The 21,481-nt window shown below is 71.7% G+C and carries 17 protein-coding genes; 8 read left to right on the forward strand and 9 right to left on the reverse strand.

Going from position 1 to position 21,481, the window contains the following annotated elements; genetic code table 11:
* Nucleotides 1–159: 159 nt before the first annotated feature.
* A complete protein-coding gene (gene acnA, locus ACVGV2_RS10405; RefSeq protein ID WP_459165951.1) occupies nucleotides 160–2,916 on the forward strand; it encodes an aconitate hydratase AcnA in 2,757 nt (918 codons plus the stop codon).
* Nucleotides 2,917–3,105: 189 nt separating this feature from the next.
* On the opposite strand, the gene ACVGV2_RS10410 is transcribed toward acnA, so the two are convergent.
* From ACVGV2_RS10410 to ACVGV2_RS10430, 5 genes are all read right to left on the reverse strand, one after another.
* A complete protein-coding gene (locus ACVGV2_RS10410) occupies nucleotides 3,106–3,699 on the reverse strand; it encodes a class I SAM-dependent methyltransferase (RefSeq protein WP_459165952.1) in 594 nt (197 codons plus the stop codon).
* A gap of 479 nt (nucleotides 3,700–4,178) precedes the next feature.
* Nucleotides 4,179–5,189, reverse strand: coding sequence for a TIGR03842 family LLM class F420-dependent oxidoreductase (locus ACVGV2_RS10415; RefSeq protein WP_459162170.1), 1,011 nt, complete (start codon nucleotides 5,187–5,189; stop codon nucleotides 4,179–4,181).
* A gap of 112 nt (nucleotides 5,190–5,301) precedes the next feature.
* Nucleotides 5,302–6,708, reverse strand: a complete 1,407-nt coding sequence (hydA, locus tag ACVGV2_RS10420) for a dihydropyrimidinase (protein ID WP_459162171.1) — start codon at nucleotides 6,706–6,708, stop codon at nucleotides 5,302–5,304.
* Nucleotides 6,709–6,776: 68 nt separating this feature from the next.
* A complete protein-coding gene (locus ACVGV2_RS10425) occupies nucleotides 6,777–7,619 on the reverse strand; it encodes a nitrilase-related carbon-nitrogen hydrolase (RefSeq protein WP_459162172.1) in 843 nt (280 codons plus the stop codon).
* Between the two features lie 157 nt (nucleotides 7,620–7,776).
* On the reverse strand, nucleotides 7,777–8,772 hold the full coding sequence (locus ACVGV2_RS10430) for an ABC transporter substrate-binding protein (RefSeq protein ID WP_459162173.1): 996 nt from the start codon (nucleotides 8,770–8,772) through the stop codon (nucleotides 7,777–7,779).
* Nucleotides 8,773–8,839: 67 nt separating this feature from the next.
* On the opposite strand from ACVGV2_RS10430, the gene ACVGV2_RS10435 reads away from it, so the two are divergent.
* The 4 genes from ACVGV2_RS10435 to ACVGV2_RS10450 all read left to right on the forward strand — a co-directional run bounded on the left by ACVGV2_RS10435 (nucleotide 8,840) and on the right by ACVGV2_RS10450 (nucleotide 13,318).
* Complete coding sequence (locus ACVGV2_RS10435) at nucleotides 8,840–9,814, forward strand: siderophore-interacting protein (RefSeq protein WP_459162174.1); 975 nt, start codon at nucleotides 8,840–8,842, stop codon at nucleotides 9,812–9,814.
* Nucleotides 9,815–9,949: 135 nt separating this feature from the next.
* Nucleotides 9,950–11,242, forward strand: coding sequence for a nickel pincer cofactor-dependent isomerase, group 22 (locus ACVGV2_RS10440; protein WP_459162175.1), 1,293 nt, complete (start codon nucleotides 9,950–9,952; stop codon nucleotides 11,240–11,242).
* A 191-nt stretch (nucleotides 11,243–11,433) separates the two neighbouring features.
* Entirely contained in the window at nucleotides 11,434–12,000 is a 567-nt protein-coding gene (locus ACVGV2_RS10445; protein WP_459162176.1) for a GNAT family N-acetyltransferase, read from the forward strand.
* Between the two features lie 112 nt (nucleotides 12,001–12,112).
* Nucleotides 12,113–13,318: an LCP family protein gene (locus tag ACVGV2_RS10450; RefSeq protein ID WP_459162177.1), complete on the forward strand. Its 1,206-nt coding sequence runs from the start codon at nucleotides 12,113–12,115 to the stop codon at nucleotides 13,316–13,318.
* Between the two features lie 98 nt (nucleotides 13,319–13,416).
* On the opposite strand, the gene ACVGV2_RS10455 is transcribed toward ACVGV2_RS10450, so the two are convergent.
* Nucleotides 13,417–14,478 (reverse strand): adenosine deaminase, encoded by a 1,062-nt coding sequence (locus ACVGV2_RS10455; protein ID WP_459162178.1) that lies wholly within the window; start codon nucleotides 14,476–14,478, stop codon nucleotides 13,417–13,419.
* Nucleotides 14,479–14,641: 163 nt separating this feature from the next.
* Between ACVGV2_RS10455 and ACVGV2_RS10460 the strand changes: the two genes are divergently transcribed.
* Genes ACVGV2_RS10460 through ACVGV2_RS10470 form a run of 3 tightly spaced genes read left to right on the forward strand, consistent with a single transcriptional unit; the run spans nucleotide 14,642 to nucleotide 18,766 of the window.
* On the forward strand, nucleotides 14,642–17,047 hold the full coding sequence (locus tag ACVGV2_RS10460; RefSeq protein ID WP_459162179.1) for an MGDG synthase family glycosyltransferase: 2,406 nt from the start codon (nucleotides 14,642–14,644) through the stop codon (nucleotides 17,045–17,047).
* Nucleotides 17,044–17,961: a DMT family transporter gene (locus ACVGV2_RS10465; protein ID WP_459162180.1), complete on the forward strand. Its 918-nt coding sequence runs from the start codon at nucleotides 17,044–17,046 to the stop codon at nucleotides 17,959–17,961. The genes ACVGV2_RS10460 and ACVGV2_RS10465 overlap by 4 nt, the downstream gene beginning before the upstream one ends.
* 58 nt (nucleotides 17,962–18,019) lie before the next feature.
* On the forward strand, nucleotides 18,020–18,766 hold the full coding sequence (locus ACVGV2_RS10470) for an SDR family NAD(P)-dependent oxidoreductase (protein WP_459162181.1): 747 nt from the start codon (nucleotides 18,020–18,022) through the stop codon (nucleotides 18,764–18,766).
* A gap of 9 nt (nucleotides 18,767–18,775) precedes the next feature.
* On the opposite strand, the gene ACVGV2_RS10475 is transcribed toward ACVGV2_RS10470, so the two are convergent.
* From ACVGV2_RS10475 to ACVGV2_RS10485, 3 genes are all read right to left on the reverse strand, one after another.
* Entirely contained in the window at nucleotides 18,776–19,402 is a 627-nt protein-coding gene (locus tag ACVGV2_RS10475; RefSeq protein ID WP_459162182.1) for a VC0807 family protein, read from the reverse strand.
* Between the two features lie 162 nt (nucleotides 19,403–19,564).
* Nucleotides 19,565–20,566 carry an adenosyl-hopene transferase HpnH gene (gene hpnH / locus ACVGV2_RS10480; RefSeq protein ID WP_459162183.1) on the reverse strand — a complete coding sequence of 334 codons (1,002 nt, stop codon included), beginning with the start codon at nucleotides 20,564–20,566 and terminating at the stop codon, nucleotides 19,565–19,567.
* Entirely contained in the window at nucleotides 20,566–21,480 is a 915-nt protein-coding gene (locus ACVGV2_RS10485) for a phosphorylase family protein (RefSeq protein ID WP_459162184.1), read from the reverse strand. The genes hpnH and ACVGV2_RS10485 overlap by 1 nt, the downstream gene beginning before the upstream one ends.
* Nucleotide 21,481 lies beyond the last annotated feature (1 nt).

Below are 21,481 nucleotides of genomic sequence, written 5' to 3' on the forward strand. Positions count from 1 at the left end.
TACTGGGGAGACAGAATCGGCACGGGCAGACGGGGCCTCGCGCACCGCCGACCCGCGTGCGCGAGACTCAGCATCGTTCCCGAACGTGCTCCCGTCGCGAGATGGAGTTCTAACGTGACAGCACCTGTGAGCAAGAACAGCTTCGGCGCCCGCGACACGATGCGGGTCGGCGACGACTCCTACGAGGTGTTCCGGCTCGACGCGGTCGACGGCGCGCAGCGCCTTCCCTACAGCCTGAAGATCCTCCTGGAGAACCTGCTGCGCACCGAGGACGGTGAGAACATCACCGCCGAGCACGTGCGCGCGCTGGCCAACTGGGACCCGAAGTCCGCCCCCTCCACCGAGATCCAGTTCACGCCCGGCCGCGTGATCATGCAGGACTTCACCGGCGTGCCGTGCGTGGTCGACCTGGCCACCATGCGCGAAGCCGTCGCCGAGCTCGGCGGCGACGCGTCCGAGGTCAACCCGCTCGCGCCGGCGGAACTGGTCATCGACCACTCGGTGGTCATCGACGTGTTCGGCAAACCGGACGCGTTCGAGCGCAACGTCGAATTCGAGTACGGCCGCAACAAGGAGCGCTACCAGTTCCTGCGCTGGGGCCAGAACGCCTTCGACGAGTTCAAGGTCGTGCCCCCCGGCACCGGCATCGTCCACCAGGTCAACCTCGAATACCTGGCGCGCAGCATCATGGCGCGCAACGGTCAGGTCTACCCGGACACCTGCGTGGGCACCGACTCGCACACCACGATGGTCAACGGTCTCGGCGTGCTCGGCTGGGGCGTCGGCGGCATCGAGGCCGAGGCGGCCATGCTCGGCCAGCCCGTGTCGATGCTCATCCCGAACGTCGTCGGCTTCAAGCTCACCGGGGAGATCCCCTCGGGTGCCACCGCCACCGACGTGGTGCTGACGATCACCGAGATGCTGCGCGAGCACGGCGCCGTCGGCAAGTTCGTCGAGTTCTACGGCTCCGGCGTGGCCTCGGTGCCGCTGGCCAACCGGGCCACGATCGGCAACATGAGCCCCGAGTTCGGCTCCACCTGCGCGATCTTCCCGATCGACGAGGAGACGCTGCGCTACCTCAAGCTCACCGGCCGGTCCGAAGAGCAGCTGCAGCTGGTCGAGACCTACGCCAAGGAGCAGGGTCTGTGGCACGACCCGAACAACGAGCCGGTGTACTCCGAGTACCTCGAGCTCGACCTGGGCGACGTCGTCCCCTCGATCGCCGGCCCGAAGCGGCCGCAGGACCGCATCGCGCTGTCCGAGGCCAAGCCCTCGTTCCGCGGCTCGCTGACCGACTACGTCAAGCCGACCACCACCGACGAGGCCGCCGTGGACGAAGCCGTCGACGAGTCCTTCCCCGCGAGCGACGCCCCCGCGGTGGCTGAGCACGCGGCGCCGGAGGTCGCCTCCGCCGCCAACGGCGCCAAGGGCCGCACCTCCAACCCGGTGACGGTGCGCTCGGACGAGCTCGGCAACTTCGAGCTCGACCACGGTGCCGTCGTGATCGCCTCGATCACCTCCTGCACCAACACCTCCAACCCCTCGGTGATGCTCGGCGCCGCGCTGCTGGCCCGCAACGCCGTGGACAAGGGCCTGACCCGCAAGCCGTGGGTGAAGACCTCGATGGCCCCGGGTTCGCAGGTGGTCACCAACTACTACGAGCGCGCCGGGCTGTGGCCGTACCTGGAGAAGCTGGGCTTTCACCTCGTCGGTTACGGATGCACCACCTGCATCGGCAACTCGGGCCCGCTGCCGGAGGAGATCTCCAAGGCCGTGCAGGACGAGGACCTCGCGGTGACCTCGGTGCTGTCCGGCAACCGCAACTTCGAGGGCCGGATCAACCCGGACGTGAAGATGAACTACCTGGCCTCGCCGCCGCTGGTGATCGCCTACGCGCTGGCCGGGAGCATGGACTTCGACTTCGCCAACGACCCGCTGGGCACCGACACCGGCGGCGAGCCGGTGTACCTGGCCGACATCTGGCCCTCCCCGCAGGAGATCCAGCAGGTCATGGACTCGGCGATCACGCAGGAGATGTTCACCCGCGACTACTCCGACGTGTTCACCGGTGACGACCGCTGGCGCTCCCTGCCCACCCCGGAGGGCGAGACCTTCGAGTGGGACCCGGAATCCACCTACGTGCGCAAGCCCCCGTACTTCGAGGGCATGGGGCAGGAACCGGAACCGGTCAGCGACATCAGCGGTGCGCGCGTGCTGGCGCTGCTGGGCGACTCGGTCACCACGGACCACATCTCCCCGGCCGGCGCCATCAAGCCGGACTCGCCCGCGGGCAAGTACCTGCAGGAGCACGGCATCGAGCGCAAGGACTTCAACTCCTACGGCTCCCGCCGCGGCAACCACGAGGTCATGATCCGCGGCACGTTCGCCAACATCCGGCTGCGCAACCTGCTGCTCGAGGACGTGCAGGGCGGCTACACCCGCGACTTCACGCAGGAAGGCGGGCCGCAGGCGTTCATCTACGACGCGGCGCAGAACTACGCGGCGCAGGGCACGCCGCTGGTGGTGCTGGCGGGCAAGGAGTACGGCTCCGGGTCCTCGCGCGACTGGGCGGCCAAGGGCACCAAGCTGCTCGGTGTGCAGGCGGTCATCGCCGAGTCGTTCGAGCGCATTCACCGCTCCAACCTCATCGGCATGGGCGTGGCCCCGCTGCAGTTCCCGGCCGGCGAGTCCGCGCACTCGCTGGGGCTGGACGGGACCGAGACCTACGACCTCACCGGAATCACCGAACTGAACAGCGGCTCCACGCCGAGCACTGTCCACGTGGTCGCGCACAAGGCGGAAGGCTCCACCGTGGAGTTCGACGCGGACGTCCGCATCGACACTCCGGGTGAGGCCGACTACTACCGCAACGGCGGCATTCTGCAGTACGTGCTGCGGAACATGGTCCGTTCCTGAGGGGACGATCTCTCCCTCGGAACCGCAGGGCGCCCTCCCCATCCGGGAGGGCGCCCGCTCATGTCGGGGCCCGGACGAACCGGCCGCAGGCGGCCCGGCGGTGCCCGGTGGCGGTGTCCGGTGGCGCTGCCCGGCGCGGTATCCCGCGGCGGAGGCCAGCCGGGCGGGACGCGGCAGGAACGGCGCGAGCTACTGCCGCGTCAGCGGGCGTCGGCAGAAGTAGATGCGCGCCGGCGGCAGGTTGCGCCACACGGTGCGGCTGGTGACCACCTCGTCGAAGAACCCGTCGAGCTGCGAGCGGAACCGCCGCGCGGGCCCCAGGCCCATCGCGTGCACATAGCCGAAGGTGGCGAACCCTCCCGACGGTGCGAGCACCTCGCTGACCTGGCCGAGGACGGCGCGCTGCAGCTGCGCGGAGAAGATCGACCACGGCAGCCCGCTGATGACGGCGTCGACGGTGCCGATACCGATGTCGGCCAGCAGGGCACGCAGCTCGGCCGCGTCACCGTGCAGCACTTCCAGCTCGGGTTGCCGCGACCGCAGGTGCTGCACCATGCCCGCGTCGACTTCGACGGCGACGTGCCGCGCGCCCTCGGGCAGGCGTGCGGCGATGGCGGGGCTCAACGCGCCCGTACCGGGGCCGATCTCGACAACGACCGGTGCGCGGTCCTCGCCACCCGGCAGCGGTGCGCGCGGCACGACGGCGGCCATGTGCCGGGCGAGTGCGGGTGAACTGGGCGCGACCGCGCCGACCAGGCCGGGTTCCCGCAGGGCACGGCGCATGAAGGTGCCGTACTCGGTCAGCACGGCGCGGGAGCGTTCTGGGCGCGTCGACACGAGGCCTTCCTCACTCGGGGCATGGTCGCCGGCGCCAGCCTACCGGTGCGCAACCGGCCGCAGATGCGCGCCCGCGCCGGGACCGCGCTGCGAGCAACGCCCGGAGCCCAGCCCGCGGCCCAGCAGACCGAGCCGCGTGGATCGGGCTGCGCAGCGAACCGGCCTGATGCGCTCGGTCCCGTCAGGCACCGGCCGGCCCGTGTCCACCGCGCGGTCGCACCCGGGACTTTTTCCTCTGGTCGTCGGTCGGGGCGCGCGGCACCGTGGCACGTGGCGGCGTCGCCCGGCGCCGGCACTCCCTCGTCGGGAGAGAGGACGAGGGGCGTGCGGTGTGCCCCTGCCGGGCGACGCCGCCTGCGCGTGCGCATTTGCGCAGCGCAGGACTCCGCACCCGCGGTTGTGCGCACCGGGCTCGTCGCGCGGGCTCAGCCGGAGGCGGAACGCACCTCCGGGATGATCGCCTCGCCGTAGGCGCGGGTGGTGGCGTCGATGGCGTCGTGCATGGCGTAGATCGCCACGTGGTCCACGCCCACCTCGCGCAGGGCCTCGAGCTTGTCCCGATGGGCTTCGACCGGACCGAGCAGGCAGAACCGGTCGACGACGTCGTCGGGCACGAAGTCCGTGCTGTGGTTTCCGGCCCGCCCGTGGTGGGCGTAGTCGTAGCCCTGCCGATCGCGGACGTAGTCGGTGAGCTCGCGCGGCACCGCCTGCGACTCCTGGCCGTAGCGCGCCACGAGGTCGGCCACGTGGTTGCCGACCATGCCACCGAACCAGCGGCACTGCTCCCGCGCGTGCGCCCGGTCCGCACCGACGTAGCCCGGGGCGGCCACGCACACCGTCACCTCCGCCGGATCGCGGCCGGCCTCCTGCGCGGCGCTTCGGACGTGCCGCACCATCCATTCCACCAGGTACGGGTCCGCCAGCTGCAGGATCAGCCCGTCGGCGCGGCGCCCGACCAGTTCGAGCGCCTTGGGGCCGTAGGCGCCCATCCACATCGGCAGTTCCCCCGCCGACACCCACGGCAGCCGGGTGGTCGTGCCGTTGAGCACGACGTCACGTCCTTCTGCGAGGTCCTTGATCACCCGCATGGCGTGTTCGAGCGCGCCCAGGGTGGTCGGCTGCCCGCCGGTGACGCGCACGGCCGAGTCACCGCGGCCGATGCCGCAGACGGTGCGGGGACCGAACATGTCGTTGAGCGTGGCGAACGTCGAGGCGGTGACGGTCCAGTCGCGGGTGACGGGGTTGGTCACCATCGTGCCCACGCGCAGCTGCTGCGTGGCCGCCAGGATCTGGCTGTGGATGACGAACGGTTCCTGCCACAGCACGCACGAATCGAACGTCCACCCGTGGCTGAAGCCCTGCTGCTCGGCGCGGCGCATCCGGTCGACCACCGTCCATGCGGGCGGGTCGGTTTGCAGCACGATCCCGAATTCCACGAACCTCTCCCCTCTTCGGCGTGCTCGTCGCCCTCGTCCCAGTGCCCCGTCCCCTGCCCCGGCGGTGCGCGGCCTGCCGCCGCGGTGGCGCGGTGCGCGAACTTTCGGCGGTTCAGCCGAGGTACTGGCACAGCGAACGCGGCAGGAAGTTCCCGCGGCCGGGTTTGCCGCGGTACTCGCCGTGGCGGTAGACCACCTCGCCGCGGGAGAGCACCGCGTCCACGGCCCCGGTGACGGTGGTGCCTTCGTAGGCGTTGTAGTCGACGTTCATCCACTGCTCGCGCACCGACAGGGTGTGCTCGGCCGCCGGGTCGTAGACCACGAGGTCGGCATCGCTGCCCGGGGCGATGGTGCCCTTGCGCGGGTACAGCCCGAACATGCGCGCGGGGGCTGTGCTGGCCAGTTCGACCCAGCGGCGCCGTCCGATCCGTCCCTGCACGACGGCGTGGTGCAACAGGTCGATCCGGTTCTCCACGCCGGGGACGCCGTTCGGGATCTTGGTGAAGTCACCGCGGCCGAGTTCCTTCTGCTCGCGGAAGCAGAACGGGCAGTGGTCGGTGGAGACCACCGACAGCTCGCCGCTGCGCAACCCCTGCCACAGGGCCTGCTGGTGCTCTTGCTGGCGCAGCGGTGTGGAACAGACGTACTTGGCGCCTTCGAAGTCCGGGCGGTCCAGCTCGTCGACGGTCAGGAACAGGTACTGCGGGCAGGTTTCGGCGAACACCGGTGTGCCGTCCCGGTGGGCGCGGCTGATCTCCGCGACCGCTTCGCTCGCGGAGACGTGCACCACGTACAGCGGTGCTCCCGCCACTCTGGACAGTTGGATGGCGCGGTGCGTGGCCTCGGACTCCAGCAGCGGGTGCCGGACCTGGCCGTGGTAGCTGGGGTCGGTGCCGCCGCTGGCGAGCGCCTGCTGGGCGAGCACGTCGATGGCGATGCCGTTCTCGGCGTGCATCATGGTCAGCGCCCCGTTGTCGGCGGCGCGCTGCAGGGTGCGCAGGACCTGCCCGTCATCGCTGTAGAACACGCCCGGGTAGGCCATGAACAGTTTGAAGCTCGTCACGCCCTCGGCGACGAGCGCGTCCATCTCACGCAGCGCAGCATCGTCCACATCGGACAGGATCAGGTGGAAGCCGTAGTCGACGGCGCACTGGTCGTCGGCCTTGGCGTGCCAGGCTTCCAGACCGGCCCGGGGGTTGCCGCCGCGCGGCTGGATCGCGAAGTCGACGATCGTGGTGGTGCCGCCGCAGGCCGCGGCACGCGTGCCCGTTTCGAACGTGTCGGAGGCCTGCGTCCCGCCGAACGGCATCTCCATGTGCGTGTGCGCGTCCACCCCGCCGGGGATCACGTAGCGGTCGGTCGCGTCGATCACCTCGTCGGCACCGGCGGCCCACCCGGTGGCCGGTTCCGATCCGGGCGCGGCCAGGGCGACGACGTGCTCGTCCTCGACGAGCACGTCGGCGACCACCTCCTCGGTCGCGGTGATGACCAGGCCCGAGCGGATGAGTGTCCTCGACATCGGTGCGCTCCTCGACTTCTCGCCCGCGGCGCCGGCCGGCCCCGCGCCCTGCGGGTTGCGTGCTCAGGTCAGGGGGTCGTCAGCGAGCCGTACGCGTCGGGACGGCGGTCCCGGTAGAACGCCCAGGTCCGCCGCACCTCGTCGACGAGGTCGAAGTCGAGGTCGCGGACGAGCAGTTCCTCGTCGGTGTCGCTGGCGGGCTCGCCGACGAACCGGCCGTGCGGGTCGACGAAGTAGCTCGAACCGTAGAAGTCGTTGTCGCCGTACTCCTCGACACCGATCCGGTTGATCGCGGCGACGAAGTACTCGTTGGCCACCGCGGCTGCCGGTTGTTCGAGCTGCCACAGGTGCAAGGACAACCCGCGGCTCGTGGCCGAGGGGTTGTAGACGAGGTGCGCGCCGGCCAGGCCGAGGGCGCGCCAGCCCTCCGGGAAGTGCCGGTCGTAGCAGATGTACACGCCGACGCGTCCGACGGCGGTGTCGAACACGGGCCAGCCGAGGTTGCCGGGGCGGAAGTAGTACTTCTCCCAGAACCCGGGCAGCTGTGGCAGGTGGTGCTTGCGGTACTTGCCCAGGTAACTGCCGTCGGCGTCGATCACGGCGGCGGTGTTGTAGAAGAACCCGGGACCGTCGGTCTCGAAGACGGGAAGCACCATCACCATCCCGAGTTCGGCGGCCAGCCCCGACATGCGGTGCACGGTCGGCCCGTCGGGGACGGCTTCGGCCCAGCGGTAGTGCTCGGGTTCCTCCACCTGGCAGAAGTACGGCGCGTTGAACATCTCCTGAAAGCCGATGACGCGTGCGCCGCCGGCGGCGGCGCGGCGCGCGTACTGCTCGTGCTGGTCGAGCATGGAGGCGGCATCGCCCGTCCACTTCGCTTGGACGAGGGCGGCGCGGACGACCGAGGACATCGACAACACCCTCTCGGCGAGAAAAGCGCGCGGATTCCGCGGCGGATTCGCCTGCGAAGGTATCCGCCGCGGACTCCGTGCGCCATGGTGCCGCTGCGCGCGGACCTCCATCTCCCCCGTGGCAGCGTCCGGATTCAGTGGATCGGAGTAGTCCGGATCAGGCCAGCTGCGCTTCGAGCTGGTCGGCGAGCTCGTTCATGATGTCCGCGTAACTGGCGTAGCTCATCGGCGCGACCGCGTCCCATTCCACGAAGCGGCCGGCCCGGACTTCCTCCCGCTGGGCGAACACGGCTTTGCGCCGCATCTCGTCCGGGGTGAGCGACTCCGACCGGGTGTCCCACAGGAGGATGTCGGCCGGGTAGCGCCCGGCGTTCTCCCACGACATCGATTCGAAGTAGCCGTCGGGACCGTCCGGCGACTCCGGCACCCGCAGCGGCAGGCCGAGCTGTTCGGTGTAGTAGGCCAGGTCCGGGTGCGCGGGCGGGTTGACCGCGTAGAAGTTCTCCCGGTTCCCCCCGATGGCGAGGATCGTCCGACCCTGCTCCCGCAAGCGCTGGCCGACGCCGCGCAGCCGTTCGGCGGCCTGGTGGAACGCGGCTTCGTCCTGCTGCACCCGCGGCGCCTGCACGTCGGCGCCGAGCGCTGCGGCGGTGCGCTTGTAGTTGGCGATGCCCGCGGGCAGCTGCAGGCCGGCCTGCTGCACCCCGATGGTGGGCACGAAGCGGTTGATCTCGCGCTCCTGGTTCTCGTTGAGGTGCCACAAGCCGGGGTAGTCCGGGTACTTGCCGCTGACGACGACATCCGGCTCGAGCGCTGCGAGCCGTTCGGTGTTGACCTCGCCGTAGCCCGCGCCGGTGACATCGGTGACCTCGTCGGGATTGATGCTGCCGGCTTCCGGTTCGGTGCCGCCGTCGTCGCGCACGAGCGGTCCGAACGTGCCGATCACCCGCACGCCGAAGTCCTTCAGCGCGCCCGCCGCGGCCGTTTGCGCCACGACTCGTTCCGGCCTGCTGTCCGCGGTGACCTCGACACCCCGGTCGTCGGTGAACGACCACCCCTGCCCCCGGTCGTCCTGCGCGGTGGTCCCGCAGGATGTGATGCCCAGCGTCAACGCTGCGGACAGCGCCACGCCGATGACTGTCGTGCGATGCACAAGAACCTCCCCTACTGTGTTAGGTTAGGCTAACTTGGCAGTTGAGCGAGCAACAGGGAGGTCCCGCATGGCGACGACGTCCGCGCTGACACCGGTGGAGCGCACTCCGGCCGCGGCGGAGAAACCGAACTACCGGGTCTTCGAGGTCACCGTCGCCCGCGTGCGCCGCCTCAGCCCCTGTTTCGTGCGCATCACCTTCCGCGCTCCGGAGCTGGAGTCCTTCGGGTTCGCCGGCTGCGACCAGCGGGTCAAGGTGGTGCTGCCGCGCGCGGGCCGCGGCGCGCGCGAGCTCGACACCGGTGCGGACTGGTACAGCACCTGGTCGGCCATGCCGGAGGCGGTCCGGCCGTTCCTGCGCACCTACACCGTGCGGGCCTTCCGCCGCACCGGCGCCGAGGCCGAGCTCGACATCGACTTCGTGCTGCACGGCGATGCGGCCGAGGACAGCGGCCCGGCCGCCGCGTGGGCGGCGCAGGCCCGGCCGGGCGAACGCATCGGCCTGGTCGGCCCGGACCGGCCCGGCCGCGGCCAGGCCTGGGGCTGCGCCTGGTCCCCGGGCACCGGTAGCGGGCCGTTCCTGCTCGCCGGCGACGAAACCGCCGTGCCCGCGATCGCCGCGATCCTCGAATCCCTGCCTGCCGAGGCCACCGGCATCGCCTGCCTGGAGGTACCGCACAGCGGGGACCGGCTCGCGCTGACCGCACCGCCCGGGATCGAGCTGCGGTGGTGGTGCCGCGAGCACCCCGAGCACACTGCGAGCCCCCACGGGGGCCTGCTCGCAGACGGGGTGGCAGCGGCGCTGGCGGACATCCTCCCCCACGGCTGCCGCGAGAACGGGGTGCCCGCCGAACCGCCGGAGGTCGACATCGACGGATCCCTGCTCTGGGAAGCCCCGGAACAGGAGCAGGGCGCGTTCTACGGCTGGCTCGCCGGCGAGGCCGGAGTGATCAGGAACCTGCGTCGGATGCTCGTGCGCGACTACGCCGTGCCCAAGTCCGCCGTGGCGTTCATGGGCTACTGGCGCGCCGGTCGCGCGCTGTGACCCGGTCGCGCGCCGCAACGCGGGCCCCGTTGCGCCCCGGCCGCTGGCCGCGGCACAGCGCAGGGACTTCCGCGGTGCAGCGGTGCGTGCCACGATCTTCTCGTCGAGGAGGCCGCGCGACGAGAAGGGGGTCGCATGTTCGACGTCGACCACGTGCGTCTGGTCGGAGCCCGCGAGGAACTGCCCCGCATGATGCCGGTGGAGCAGCGGTTCACCGGTGACGCGGTCACCGATCTCGACGCGCGGGTGCACCGGCAGGTGCGCGAGCACGCCGCGCGGCACGACCTGGCGGGCAAGCGCATCGCCGTCGGCGGCGGCAGTCGGGGCATCGCGCAGATCGACCGGGTCGTCGCCGCCGTGGTCGCGGCGCTGGCCGAGCACGGGGCGAAGCCGTTCGTCGTCCCCGCGATGGGCAGTCACGGCGGCGCCACCGCGGAGGGGCAGCGCGCCGTGCTCGCCGAGTACGGCATCACCGAGGACGCGGTCGGCGCACCGGTGGTGTCCGCGATGGACACGCGCGTGGTGGCCGAGCTGGACGACGGCACACCGGTGCACTTCGACGCGCACGCCGCCGAGGCCGACGGGATCGTCCCCGTCAACCGCGTCAAACCGCACACCGATTTCAAGGGCGAGCTGGAAAGCGGGCTGGGCAAGATGCTCGCGATCGGGTTCGGCAAGCACCTCGGGGCGAGCACGCTGCACCGACACGGTTTCGGCGCGTTCCACGAACTCATCCCCCGCACCGCCCGCGCCGTCCTCGACGCGCTGCCGGTGTCGTTCGGCATCGCGCTGGTCGAGAACGCCTACGAACAACCCGCCCGGGTGGAACTCGTCGAGGCCGCGGGCATGCTCGAACGGGAAGCCGAACTGCTCGCCGAAGCCAAACACCTGCTGCCGCGCCTGCTGCTGTCGGAGATCGACGTGCTCGTCGTCGACGAGATCGGCAAGGACATCAGCGGAGCGGGCATGGACCCGAACATCACCGGACGCGTACCCGTCCCCTCACCCGGGTTCGAGGCACCACCGATCGGGCGGATCGCGGTGCTGGGGCTGACCGAGCACACCAGCGGCAACGCGTGCGGGCTGGGCATGGCGGACGTGACGACGCAGCGCTGCGTCGACCAGATCGACTTCGGCGCGTTCTACACGAACTCGCTGACCTCGGGCGTGCTCGCCTCGGCGCGGATCCCGATGGCGCTGCGGGACGATCGCACGGCGATCACCGCCGCACTGCACAGCTACGGCGACACCGGACGCGCACCGAAGATCGTGCGGATCCGGAACACGTTGGCGCTGCCGCGGATCGAGGTCTCCGAGGGGTTGGCCGAGGAGGTGGCCGCCCATTCCGATCTCGTCGCGCGCGGCGAACCGCACCCCTGGCCGTTCGACGAGTCGGACCACCTGCCGCCCTTGCCCCCGCACGGGTGAACAGCTCCCTTCCCGGGCCTGAGCGGTCAGGGCGGTCGCACCCGCTGCGGTGCGACCGGGCTGCACGGGCCCGCGTTCGCGGGGTGCCCTGCACCGACGCCTCTGCCGTAGAGTGGATGCTTCCTCATCTTTTTCGGCGACGTCCGCGATCCGGCAGCGTTGAAGCGACCGCGAGAAGGAGGCATCCGTCCATGTGGCCTCCCCTGGAAACCGAGCGCTTGGTCATCCGCGACTGGACCACCGACGACAGCGACGCCCAGGCCGTGCTCGCGCTCTACGAGCGGCCCGAGGTCACCGAGTGGCTCACCCCGCCGGCACCCGGCGTGGCCGACCTCGCCGCGGCGCGCGCCATGCTGCAGGCCTGGACCGAGGCGCAGCCGAACCTCGTCCCGCCGACGGGGCGGTGGGCGATGCAGCGCCGCGACGACGGCACCGTCGCCGGGGGTCTCGTGCTGCGGATGCTGCCGCCGCACGACCACGAGGTCGAACTGGTGTGGAAGCTGCGGCCGGAGTCGTGGGGCCACGGCTACGCCACCGAAGCCGCCCGCGCGTTACTCGCCTGGGCGTTCACCTTCGACATCGACGAGGTGTTCGCGCTGAGCCTGCCGGGGAACACCCGCGCGATCGCCACCGCGCAGCGGATCGGGATGGACTGGGTCGGGGAAACGACGAAGTACTACGACACGACGTTGCAGGTCTACCGCCTCCGCGCCAGCGACCTGCCCGAACAGCGCTCCGGCACCGGCGACGAGGACTGACTGCGGCCGGTGCCACCCACGCGCGTCCCACGCGTTGCTCGGGCCCTGCCGATTCCGCGCACAGCTGCCATGCTCGCCGCGGTGGACGGCTCCAAGCGCTGGGGGCGATCACGTGGCCACGGACACTGCCCGACCGGCCGGCTCGCGGTGGCGGGTCGGGCTGCGCCGGTGCGCCCGCACGGTCGTGGCCGCGGCCTCCGCCGTGGTGCTGGTCGGTACCGGTTTCGCCTGGTCCCAGTACGGACGGCTGACCGGGGACGTGGCCACCAGTGACGTCACCACTCGCGCCACCGCTGACGGAGCGACCGACATCCTGCTGGTGGGCGTGGACAGCCGCACCGATGCGCAGGGGCGCCCGCTGCCGGAGGACGTGCTCGCCGAGCTGCACGCGGGGCCGAACACGGCCAACGAGCTCACCGACACGCTGATCCTCGTGCACATTCCCGAGGACGGCCGGGGCGCCGTGGCGTTCTCTTTCCCGCGGGACAGCTACGTGCGGGTACCCGGGCACGGCAAGCACAAGATCAACTCGGCGTTCGTGCGCGGCAAGACGGCCGAGGAGCAGGAACTGCGCGCCGCCGGGCGCGGGATGTCACCGCGGGAAGTGGAAACGCGCGCGGCCAACGCGGGGCGGCAGCTGCTCGTGGACACGCTGCAGGGTTTGACAGGCGTGTCGATCGACCACTACGCCGAGGTGAACCTGCTCGGGTTCGCCAGGATCACCGAGGCACTGGGCGGCGTGCCGGTGTGCTTGAACGAAGCCGTGCACGACCCCATGTCGGGGGCGCGGTTCGACGAGGGGCGGCAGCGCCTCGTCGGCGCGGAGGCCTTGGCGTTCGTGCGCCAGCGCCACAACCTGCCGCGCGGGGATCTCGACCGGGTGGTGCGCCAGCAGGCGTTCCTGGCCGGGCTCGCCCGCGCCGGACTGTCCAGGGGACTGCTGACCGATCCGGACCGGCTGGGCACCGTGATCGACACGGTCGAGCGCTACGTCGTGCTCGACCAGGACTGGGACCTGATGCGGTTCGCGGGCCGGCTGCGCAACCTCAGCAGCGACGAGATCCGGTTCAACACGATCCCCGTGCTCGACGCGGCCTACAGCACGCCGGACGGAACGGCGGTGCGGATCGACCCGCACCAGGTGCGGCGCGCGGTGCGCGACGGCGTCGAACCGAGCGGGCCGGACGAGGCCCCACGCCTGGGCCCGCCCGGGTCGGTGCGGCTGGACGGTTCGGCGCAGCCGAAGCGGGCGGCGCAACCGGACGGTTCGGCCGCACCGCCCGCCGTCACCGCGGACGAACTGCCCTGTGTGAACTGAGACGGTTGAACTGAGACGGGTGAACCGAGGGGCGAGGGCGAACTGAGCGGCGCTGCGCACCTTCCGCGGAGCGCGCGGGAAAGATCCGCACCGGCCGGTCATCCGATCCCGAGCCGGCGAGCGGTGGTGTCGAGCTCATCGAGCAGGTCCGCGCGCCGCTGCTCGTCGAGGAAGGCCGCGTGGAAGGAGTTCGCCGCCAACCGGTGCAGCTGTGTGTCGGTGATGCCGAGCTCCTGCTGGATCGCGGTGCAGTTGTCCGCGACCCCGCCGCCGAAGTAGGCCGGGTCGTCGGAGTTGACGGTCACCAGCAGCCCCTCGTCGAGCATCCGGGGCAGCGGGTGGTCGGCCAATCGCCCCACCGCGCCGAGGCGCACGTTCGACAGTGGACACACGGTCAGCGGAACGCCGCGCTGCCGCAGGGTTTCGACCAGCTCCGGATCGTCGAGCGCACGAATGCCGTGGTCGAGGCGCTCCACGCCGAGCTCGTCGAGTGCTTGCCGCACGTAGTCGGCCGGCCCTTCCTCGCCGGCGTGCGCCACCAGGCGCAACCCCAGTTCGCGGGCGCGGCGGAACACCGCGGTGAACTTCGCCGGCGGATGGCCCACTTCCGCGGAATCGAGCCCCACGCCGAGGATGCGTTCCAGGTACGGTTCGGCTTCGCGCAGCGTCTCCTCGGCGGAGGCGGCGGACTGGTCGCGCAGGAAGCACAGGATCAGCTCGGCCGAGACGCCACTGGCCCGCGCGGAGTCGACCGCGGCCGACAGTCCGCCCACGATCGCGGACATGTCCACGCCGCGCGCTCGGTGCGCCTGCGGGTCGAAGAAGATCTCCGCGTGCCGCACCCCGTTCGCCGCGCTACCGTCCAAGTAGGACTGCGCGAGGTCGCGGAAGTCCTGCTCGGTGCGCAGCACGGCCATGTTGGCGTAGTAGATGTCCAGGAACGACGGGAGGTCCGCGAAGCGGTACCGCGCGCGCAGGTCCGCCACCGAGTCGTAGGGCAGTTCGACGTCGTTGCGGCGCGCGAGCTCGAAGACGAGCTCGGGTTCCATCGTGCCTTCGATGTGGACGTGCAGCTCGGCTTTCGGCAACCGGGCGGCAGCGGTCGGATGGGTGTCCCGAACGGTGCCCGCTCCTGCGTGCGGCGAGTTTCCGGAGTCCATGAACGCGGTAATCTATCATCCGTTCGGGCGAGCACGGTCGGTCGCGTCGCGGGAACGAGAGCCAGTTCACCAGCACATCCGGACTCGACGACGTTCCACCGGGCCGGTGGTGGCAGATCAGGTTAGTCTTTGCCCACATGCCGTCCCGAAAGGAACACCAGTCTTGACTGGCCGACCACGCCGCATCCTGCTGCTCAGCGCCACGATCGGTGAGGGGCACAACGCCACGGCACGCGCGGTGCGGGAAGCCGCCCGCCGCGTCTGGCCGGACTGCGCGGTGTGCTGGGTCGACACGCTCGACACCATGGGACCCGGGGTGCGCCGCGCCTTCAACTGGATCTACGCCACCAACGTCGAATCCACGCCCTGGTTGTACGACTTCTTCTACTGGGCCCTGTGGCGCTACCGCTGGTTCGCCAACGGCTGCCGCCGCTTCGTCGGCGCCTGGTGCGGTCGGCGGCTGCGCCGGGTGCTGCGCGAGCACGAGCCGGACCTGGTGGTGACGACCTACCCGTTGGGCACGGCGGGGATGAACTGGTTGCGGCGCCGCGGCGAGAGCGCCGTCGACGTGGCGGCCGTGGTTTCCGACTTCGCTCCGCACCCGTTCTGGGTGTATCCGCACGTTGACACGCACCACGTGATGAGCGAGGCGAGCCTGGCCGCGCTGCGCCGGGCCGAGCCGGCAGCCGTCGGCACCGTGTCCGCGCCCCCGGTGGTCTCGGCGTTCCAACCGCAGGATCCGGGCGTGGCACGCCGGTCGCTCGGTTTCGACGAGGACGGGTTCACCGTGCTCGTCTCCTGCGGCGCGCTCGGGTTCGGCTCCGTGTCCCGCGCGGTCGACGCGGCGCTGCGCTCGCCGCGGGTGGGACGCGTCGTGGTGGTGTGCGGGCGCAACGAACGGCTGCGGGCCGAGCTCGCCAGCCGGGAGGATCCGCGGCTGGTTCCGCTCGGCTGGGTCGACGACATGCCGAAGCTGACCGCCGCGGCCGATGTGGTACTCACCAACGCTGGTGGAGCCACCGCGCTGGAGGCGCTGGCCTGCTCCCGCCCGGTGCTCATGTTCGAACCGATCGCGGGCCACGGGCGGGCCAACGCCGAGCTCATGGCCACCGCCGGACTGGCCGTGCTCTGCCGCGGCGAGGAGCAGCTGACCACTGCGGTCGACCGATGGGCCGCGGGAGACGCGGAACTGGCCGTCTGCGCCGACCGGGTGGCCGAGCACCGCGCCGCCGGGGACTTCACCGAGCAGGTCGCCGCACTGGCCGCGCTCCCCCGGCACCGCGGGCCTCGGCCGCTGCGCTCGGAGGACGTGTTCTTCGTGCACGCGAGCACCGATCGCGTCGAGCAGAGCACCGCGGCGATCCTCCGGTTGGGCGGTGAGCCGCGCTCGGCCGAGGCGTGGCGCGAGCTGGTGGCCGAACGGGTCGCGCAGTGCGCGCACCACCTGCCGACGCTGCGCCGGCGGCTGCACCACCGCCGGTGGGGCCGGCCGTGGTGGGACGACGTGACGGCGCTGGACCCGGGCGAGCACGTGGACAGCCGCGCGGTCGTCGATGCGGGGCAACTGCCCGCGGCGGTGTCTGAGTTCCTCCGCTGCCGGTTGCCGACCGGGAGTCCGCCGTGGCGGCTGCGGCTGCTGCGGCGCAGCGATACCGGCGAGACGGTGCTGGTGGCGAAACTGCACCACGCCCTCGGCGACGGGGTGGCCGTGACGAGCGCGCTCGTGCGGCTCCTGTCCGAGGGGCCTCCCGAATCGTCCGTGCCCACCGGCGCCGGGGCGAGCAACCGGCCGGCCGCGAGCACGGTGGCGCGGGGCCTGGCCAGCCTCGTCCGCTCCGGCCCGGCCGGGGAGAGCCCGTTCACCGGCCGCAGCAGCGGGCGGCGGTGCGTCGCCTGGTTCGACCTGCCGTCGACGCAGGTGCGCGCACGCGCCCGGGACGGCGGGGTGAGCACCACGGCCCTCGTGCTCGGCCTCACCGCCGAGGCGCTGCACCGGCAACTGGTTGCGCGTGGCGCGGGCGGTGCGGGGGCGGCGTTCCGCGTGATGGTGCCGCACACCGCGCGCAACGGTCGCGCGGAGGTCAGCGCGGACACCCCCGGCAACCACACGGTGTCGCTGGCGCTGGACCTGCCCGTGGGGCCGGGAACTCCGGTGAGTCGGGCACGGGTGATCGAACGGCTGTTGCGCCGGCGCGCCGAGAGCGGTGAGGCCGCGGCCTCCGGGGTGGTGCTGACCGCGCTGGGACGGCTGCCGAACGTGCTGCACCGGTGGGTGGTGCGCCGCATCTACCAGCGCCGCTTCTTCCACGCCGTCGTGTCGGTCATGCCGGGGCGCCGGCGGCCGGTGGCGCTCGGCGACGCGCCCATCACCGACGTCTACCCGCTGCTGTCGCTGGCTGACGGCGTGGGCGTGGCCGTCGGGGCGATCAACTGGAGCGCGCGGCTCGGGTGCGGCATCACCACCGACCCGGCGCTGGCCCCCGCCGCGGAGGAGCTCGCCGCCGGTATGCGGGAGGCGTTCGCCGAGCTGGCCGAGCCCTCCGCGGAACGCGCGGAGACCGCCGGTTGAGCGGCGGGCAGGAGGTGCTGGCGGTGGCCGTGCCGACCGCCGTGCTCGGTGCGGCGAGCTTCGGCCTGGGCAGCGCCATCCAGCACCGGGTCACCAAGCAGGTGCCCGCGGAGCGCACGCTCAACCCGAAGCTGCTGGTCGACCTCGTCCGCAAGCCCATCTGGGTGGCCAGCGTGCTCACCGTGATCATCGGGCTGTCGTTGCAGGTGGTGTCGCTGGCCTTCGGGCCGCTGGTGCTGGTGCAACCGCTGCTGGTGACCTCGGTGCTGTTCGGGGCCGCGTTCGCCGCGTGGATGGCCCACCGGCGGCTCGACACGGTGCTCGTGATCGGTGCGCTGGCCTGTTCCGGCGGACTGGCCGCGTTCCTGCTGCTGTCGCGGCCGAGCGGTGGTGGGCAAGTGCTGACCGACGGGTCGCTGCTGCCGCTGTCGCTGCTGCTCGGCGCGGTGGTCGCGGCGGCGCTGGTGTTCGCGCAGACGGTGCGCGGCGAGCTCGGCGCGGTGGGGCTGGCGCTGGCCACGGGCGTGTTCTACGGCGTCACGGCCGGGTTGATGAAGGTCGTGGCCGGCCAGGTGCGCGCGGTCGGGGTGGCCGAGCCGTTCCTGCACTGGACGTTGTACGTGGTGTGCGTGATCGGACCGGTGGGCTTTCTGCTCAGCCAGCAGGCCTTCCAGCGGAGTCGGGTGATCTCGCCGGCGCTGGCGGTGATCACGACGGTGGACCCGCTGGTGGCCGCGGCGATCGGTGTGCAGTGGCTCGGCGAGCGCGTGCACTTTTCCACCGGGATCGTCGTCGGTGAGGTGGTGGCGATCCTCGCGATCATCGTCGGCGTGGTGGTGCTCGCCCATCGCGGGGAGCAGCTGCGGGCGGTGGATGAGGAGCGCGGCCGAGGCTCGACCACGAGCTGGGGCTGACTTCTCCCCGGCCTGAAGGCTGAAGGCCGGGCTTCCGTCGCTGGAAGGACGGTGAGCGGTGCTGCCCACGCTGCACGGGACGCGTGCACTCGTCACCGGTGCTTCCTCGGGCATCGGTGCGGCCACGGCGCGGGCGCTGGCCGCGCAGAACTGCCGGCTGCACCTGGTCGGCCGGGATCCCGAGCGGCTGAGCGCGGTCGCCTCCGAGGTCGGTGCGACGTCCACGGCGACCGATCTCACCGCCGAGGACGGCCTGCTGCAGGTGGAGCAGCTCTGCGGCGAGACCGAGGTGCTCGTGCTCAACGCGGGCCGGGGCTGGGCCGGTCGGACGGCCACCATGCCCGTCGCGGAGATCGACGCGCTCGCGGCGCTGAACCTGCTCGCCCCGCTGCGGCTGGCGCGGGCGGCGCTGCCCGGCATGCTGCGGCGCGGACGCGGACAGCTCGTGTTCGTCTCCTCCATCGCCGCGATCGGGGTGGCCGAGGAGGACGTGTACGCGGCCACGAAGGCGGGGGTGCGCACGTTCGCCGCCAGCCTGCGGCAGACCGCGCGTCCGCGCGGTGTGGGGGTGACCACGGTGCTGCCCGGGGCGGTGCGCACGCCGTTCTTCGACACCCGCGGGCGGGCCTACGCGCGGTCGGTACCGCGGATGGTCAGCCCGCACCGCGTGGCCGATGCGCTCGTGCACGGGGTGCGCCGCGATGCCGCGGAGGTGTTCGTGCCCCGGTGGCTGGGGCTGGCCGCGCGGGTGCAGGGCGCCCTGCCCGGCACGTTCGGGCGGCTGGCGCGCGGGGCGCGGTCGTGACCGCGGCCGTCACACCGCTGCGGCAGCCGGGGCGCCGAAGCGCACCTGGATGCCTTCGCCGCGCAGCGCGCGGCGGAACCACACCAGGGACACGGCGATGCCGAACGCGACGAGCGCGGCCGAACCGGCGGTGCTGAACAGGACGAACCCGTCGACCGTCGTCCCCACCAGCGTCCACAGCGCGCCGATGCCGTTGGCGACGAACACGAGCGCCCACAGCAGCGACACGCGCCGGAAGAACCGCTGCACCCGGGCGTTGCCGGTCAGTTCCCGCGGCAGGATGCAGAAGTCGTCGGCGAGCTTGGCCAGAAACGTCCGCTCGAACGGCAGGGTGGCCAGCAGTGCCAGGGCGATGAGGAAGTTCTGCAGGCTCGGCTGGATGAAGTACAGGAACGTGCTGCCGGTGGCCAGCCCCACGGCGGTGCGCGCGGCGAGGATGCCGGCCATGAGCCACAGCACCACCGGGATGCGGGTGCGGAAGACGACCCGCACCCCGAGCGCCGCCAACGTCCACCCGAACGCCGCGAGCAGCCCGCCGGTCAACCCGCTGGCGTGGAACAACGCGTAGAACAGCAACAACGGCGCCAGCACCGTCTCCACCAGGTTCTTGGTGGCGTGCCAGAGATGTCGCGGCACGCTGTGCAGATGGACGACCGAGGATGACGGGGTGTGCATGGGACCTCGCGGGCTGCTCGGGGCCGTGGACGGGAGGATCACCCGTCCGGCCGCGCTGCCCGTCGGGGACCCACCAGGAGCGATCCCACCGCATCGGGGGAGGAACCGGCGCGGTGGGCGTGCTCAGCTCCGCATGGCACGGATTCCTTCGCGGAGCGAACCCATGGTTGCCAGCACCGCTGACGGTTCGTAGCCGCAGTGTGCCATGCAATTGGCGCACCGGTCATCCCTTCCGCGGCCGTACTGCTCCCAATCGGTGTCCTCCAACAACTCGCTGTAACTGGCCGCGTACCCGTCGGCCATCAGGTAGCACGGTTTCTGCCACCCGTAGAGCGAGTACGACGGGATCGCCCAGGCGGTGCAGGAGAAATCGATCTTCCCTTCCAGGAAGTCGAGGAACAGCGGCGAGTGGTTGAACCGCCACTTGCGGCGATGTCCGTCGCCGAAGACTTTCCGGAACAATTCGCGGGTTTCGGTCACACCGAGGAAGTGGTCCTGATCCGGCGCCTTCTCGTAGGCGTAGGCCGGCGACAGCATCATCTTGTCCACGCCGAGGTCATCGTTGAGGTAGTCGAGCACGTCGATGACCGACTGCGGCGTGTCCGTGGTGAAGAACGTGCTGTTCGTCGTCACCTGGAACCCGCGGCGCTTGGCTTCCCGGACGTTCTCGACGGCCTGGTCGAACACGCCCTCCTTGCACACCGAAGCGTCGTGCGCCTCCCGCAGCCCGTCGATGTGCACCGCCCACGAGAAGTACGGCGAGGGCTCGATCTCGTCGATCTTGCGCGGGATGAGCAGCGCGTTGGTGCACAGGTAGACGAACTTCTTGCGCTTGACGAGTGCACGCACCATGTCGCCGATCTGCGGGTGCATGAGCGGTTCACCGCCGGCGATGGACACCACCGGGGCTTCGCACTCCTCCGCCGCGGCGACGGCCTCCTCCACCGGCATGCGCTGCTTGAGCACGTCCGCCGGGTGCTGGATCTTGCCGCAACCGGCACAGGCCAGGTTGCAGGCGAACAGCGGTTCCAGTTCCAGCGTCAACGCGAACTTGTCCCGGCGGGCGAGCTTCTGCTTGAGCAGATGGGCACCGACGCGGACCGCCTGGCGCAACGGGATTCCCATCAGTGCACCTCCTTTGCGGAGCGAATCGTTCGGTTGTGCCCGAGCGACGCGAACGCGGGCGAGGTTCCCGCTCCCTCGGGCGAGGCGGCGCAGACCACCCGCCCCAGCCCGCCGAGCACGCGGACGAGGGTGCGCAGCTGCGCCGCCGCTTCCGCCGCTTCGGAGGGCACCACTGCGATCCTGCGCGCTCGCCACAGCCACGCCAGCCGGATGTCGTCGATCCGAGTGACGCAGCGGGCACTGCACGGGGCCGTTTCCGGTGCGGCGAACCACAGCACGAGATCGGCCCCGGCCCGCGCGGTCTCGGCGGCGTCACCGCAGACCACCACCCGCCGCGGAGCAGCGGCGCGGGACCACACCGGCAGCTGCGCCGCCGCGGCGCGCAACCGGCCGAGCGCGCGCAACGCCCGCGCGGGTGTGCCCGGGCGGGCCAACGGGCGCTCGGCGGTGTCCACGACGACCCGCACCACGGCCACCGGGCGGCGCCCGGCGGCACGGGCCAGCGGTGCCGACTCGAGATCCACCGCGCACGCACCTGCAGCGGCGAGCCGAGCCCGGTCGTGCGGGCCGGCCAGCCGGCGCACGGTGGCCACCGGCCCGCAGTGCACCGCGAGCCCCGCTCGACGCAGGTGCGCGGCCAGAAGTGGCGCCGAGGCGCACGGCACGCGCGTGCCGTCGTCGTCGAGGACTTCGCTGGCCACCACCACGTCGCCGGCGGCGAACTCGCCGTCCACCCCACCGGCGAGCCCAGCCACGCCCACCGCGCGGTGCGCACCGGTGTCCAGCGCTGCGGCAGCGCGCACGCTCACGCGGTAGCCGTAACCGGTGCGCCGGACCGCCTGCCCGGGCAGGCGCCCGCGCACCGCGGCGGCTTCGCACCGCAGCGGCGTGCACACCAGCAGCGGCTCGGACATG

The organism is Bounagaea algeriensis (assembly GCF_054491375.1).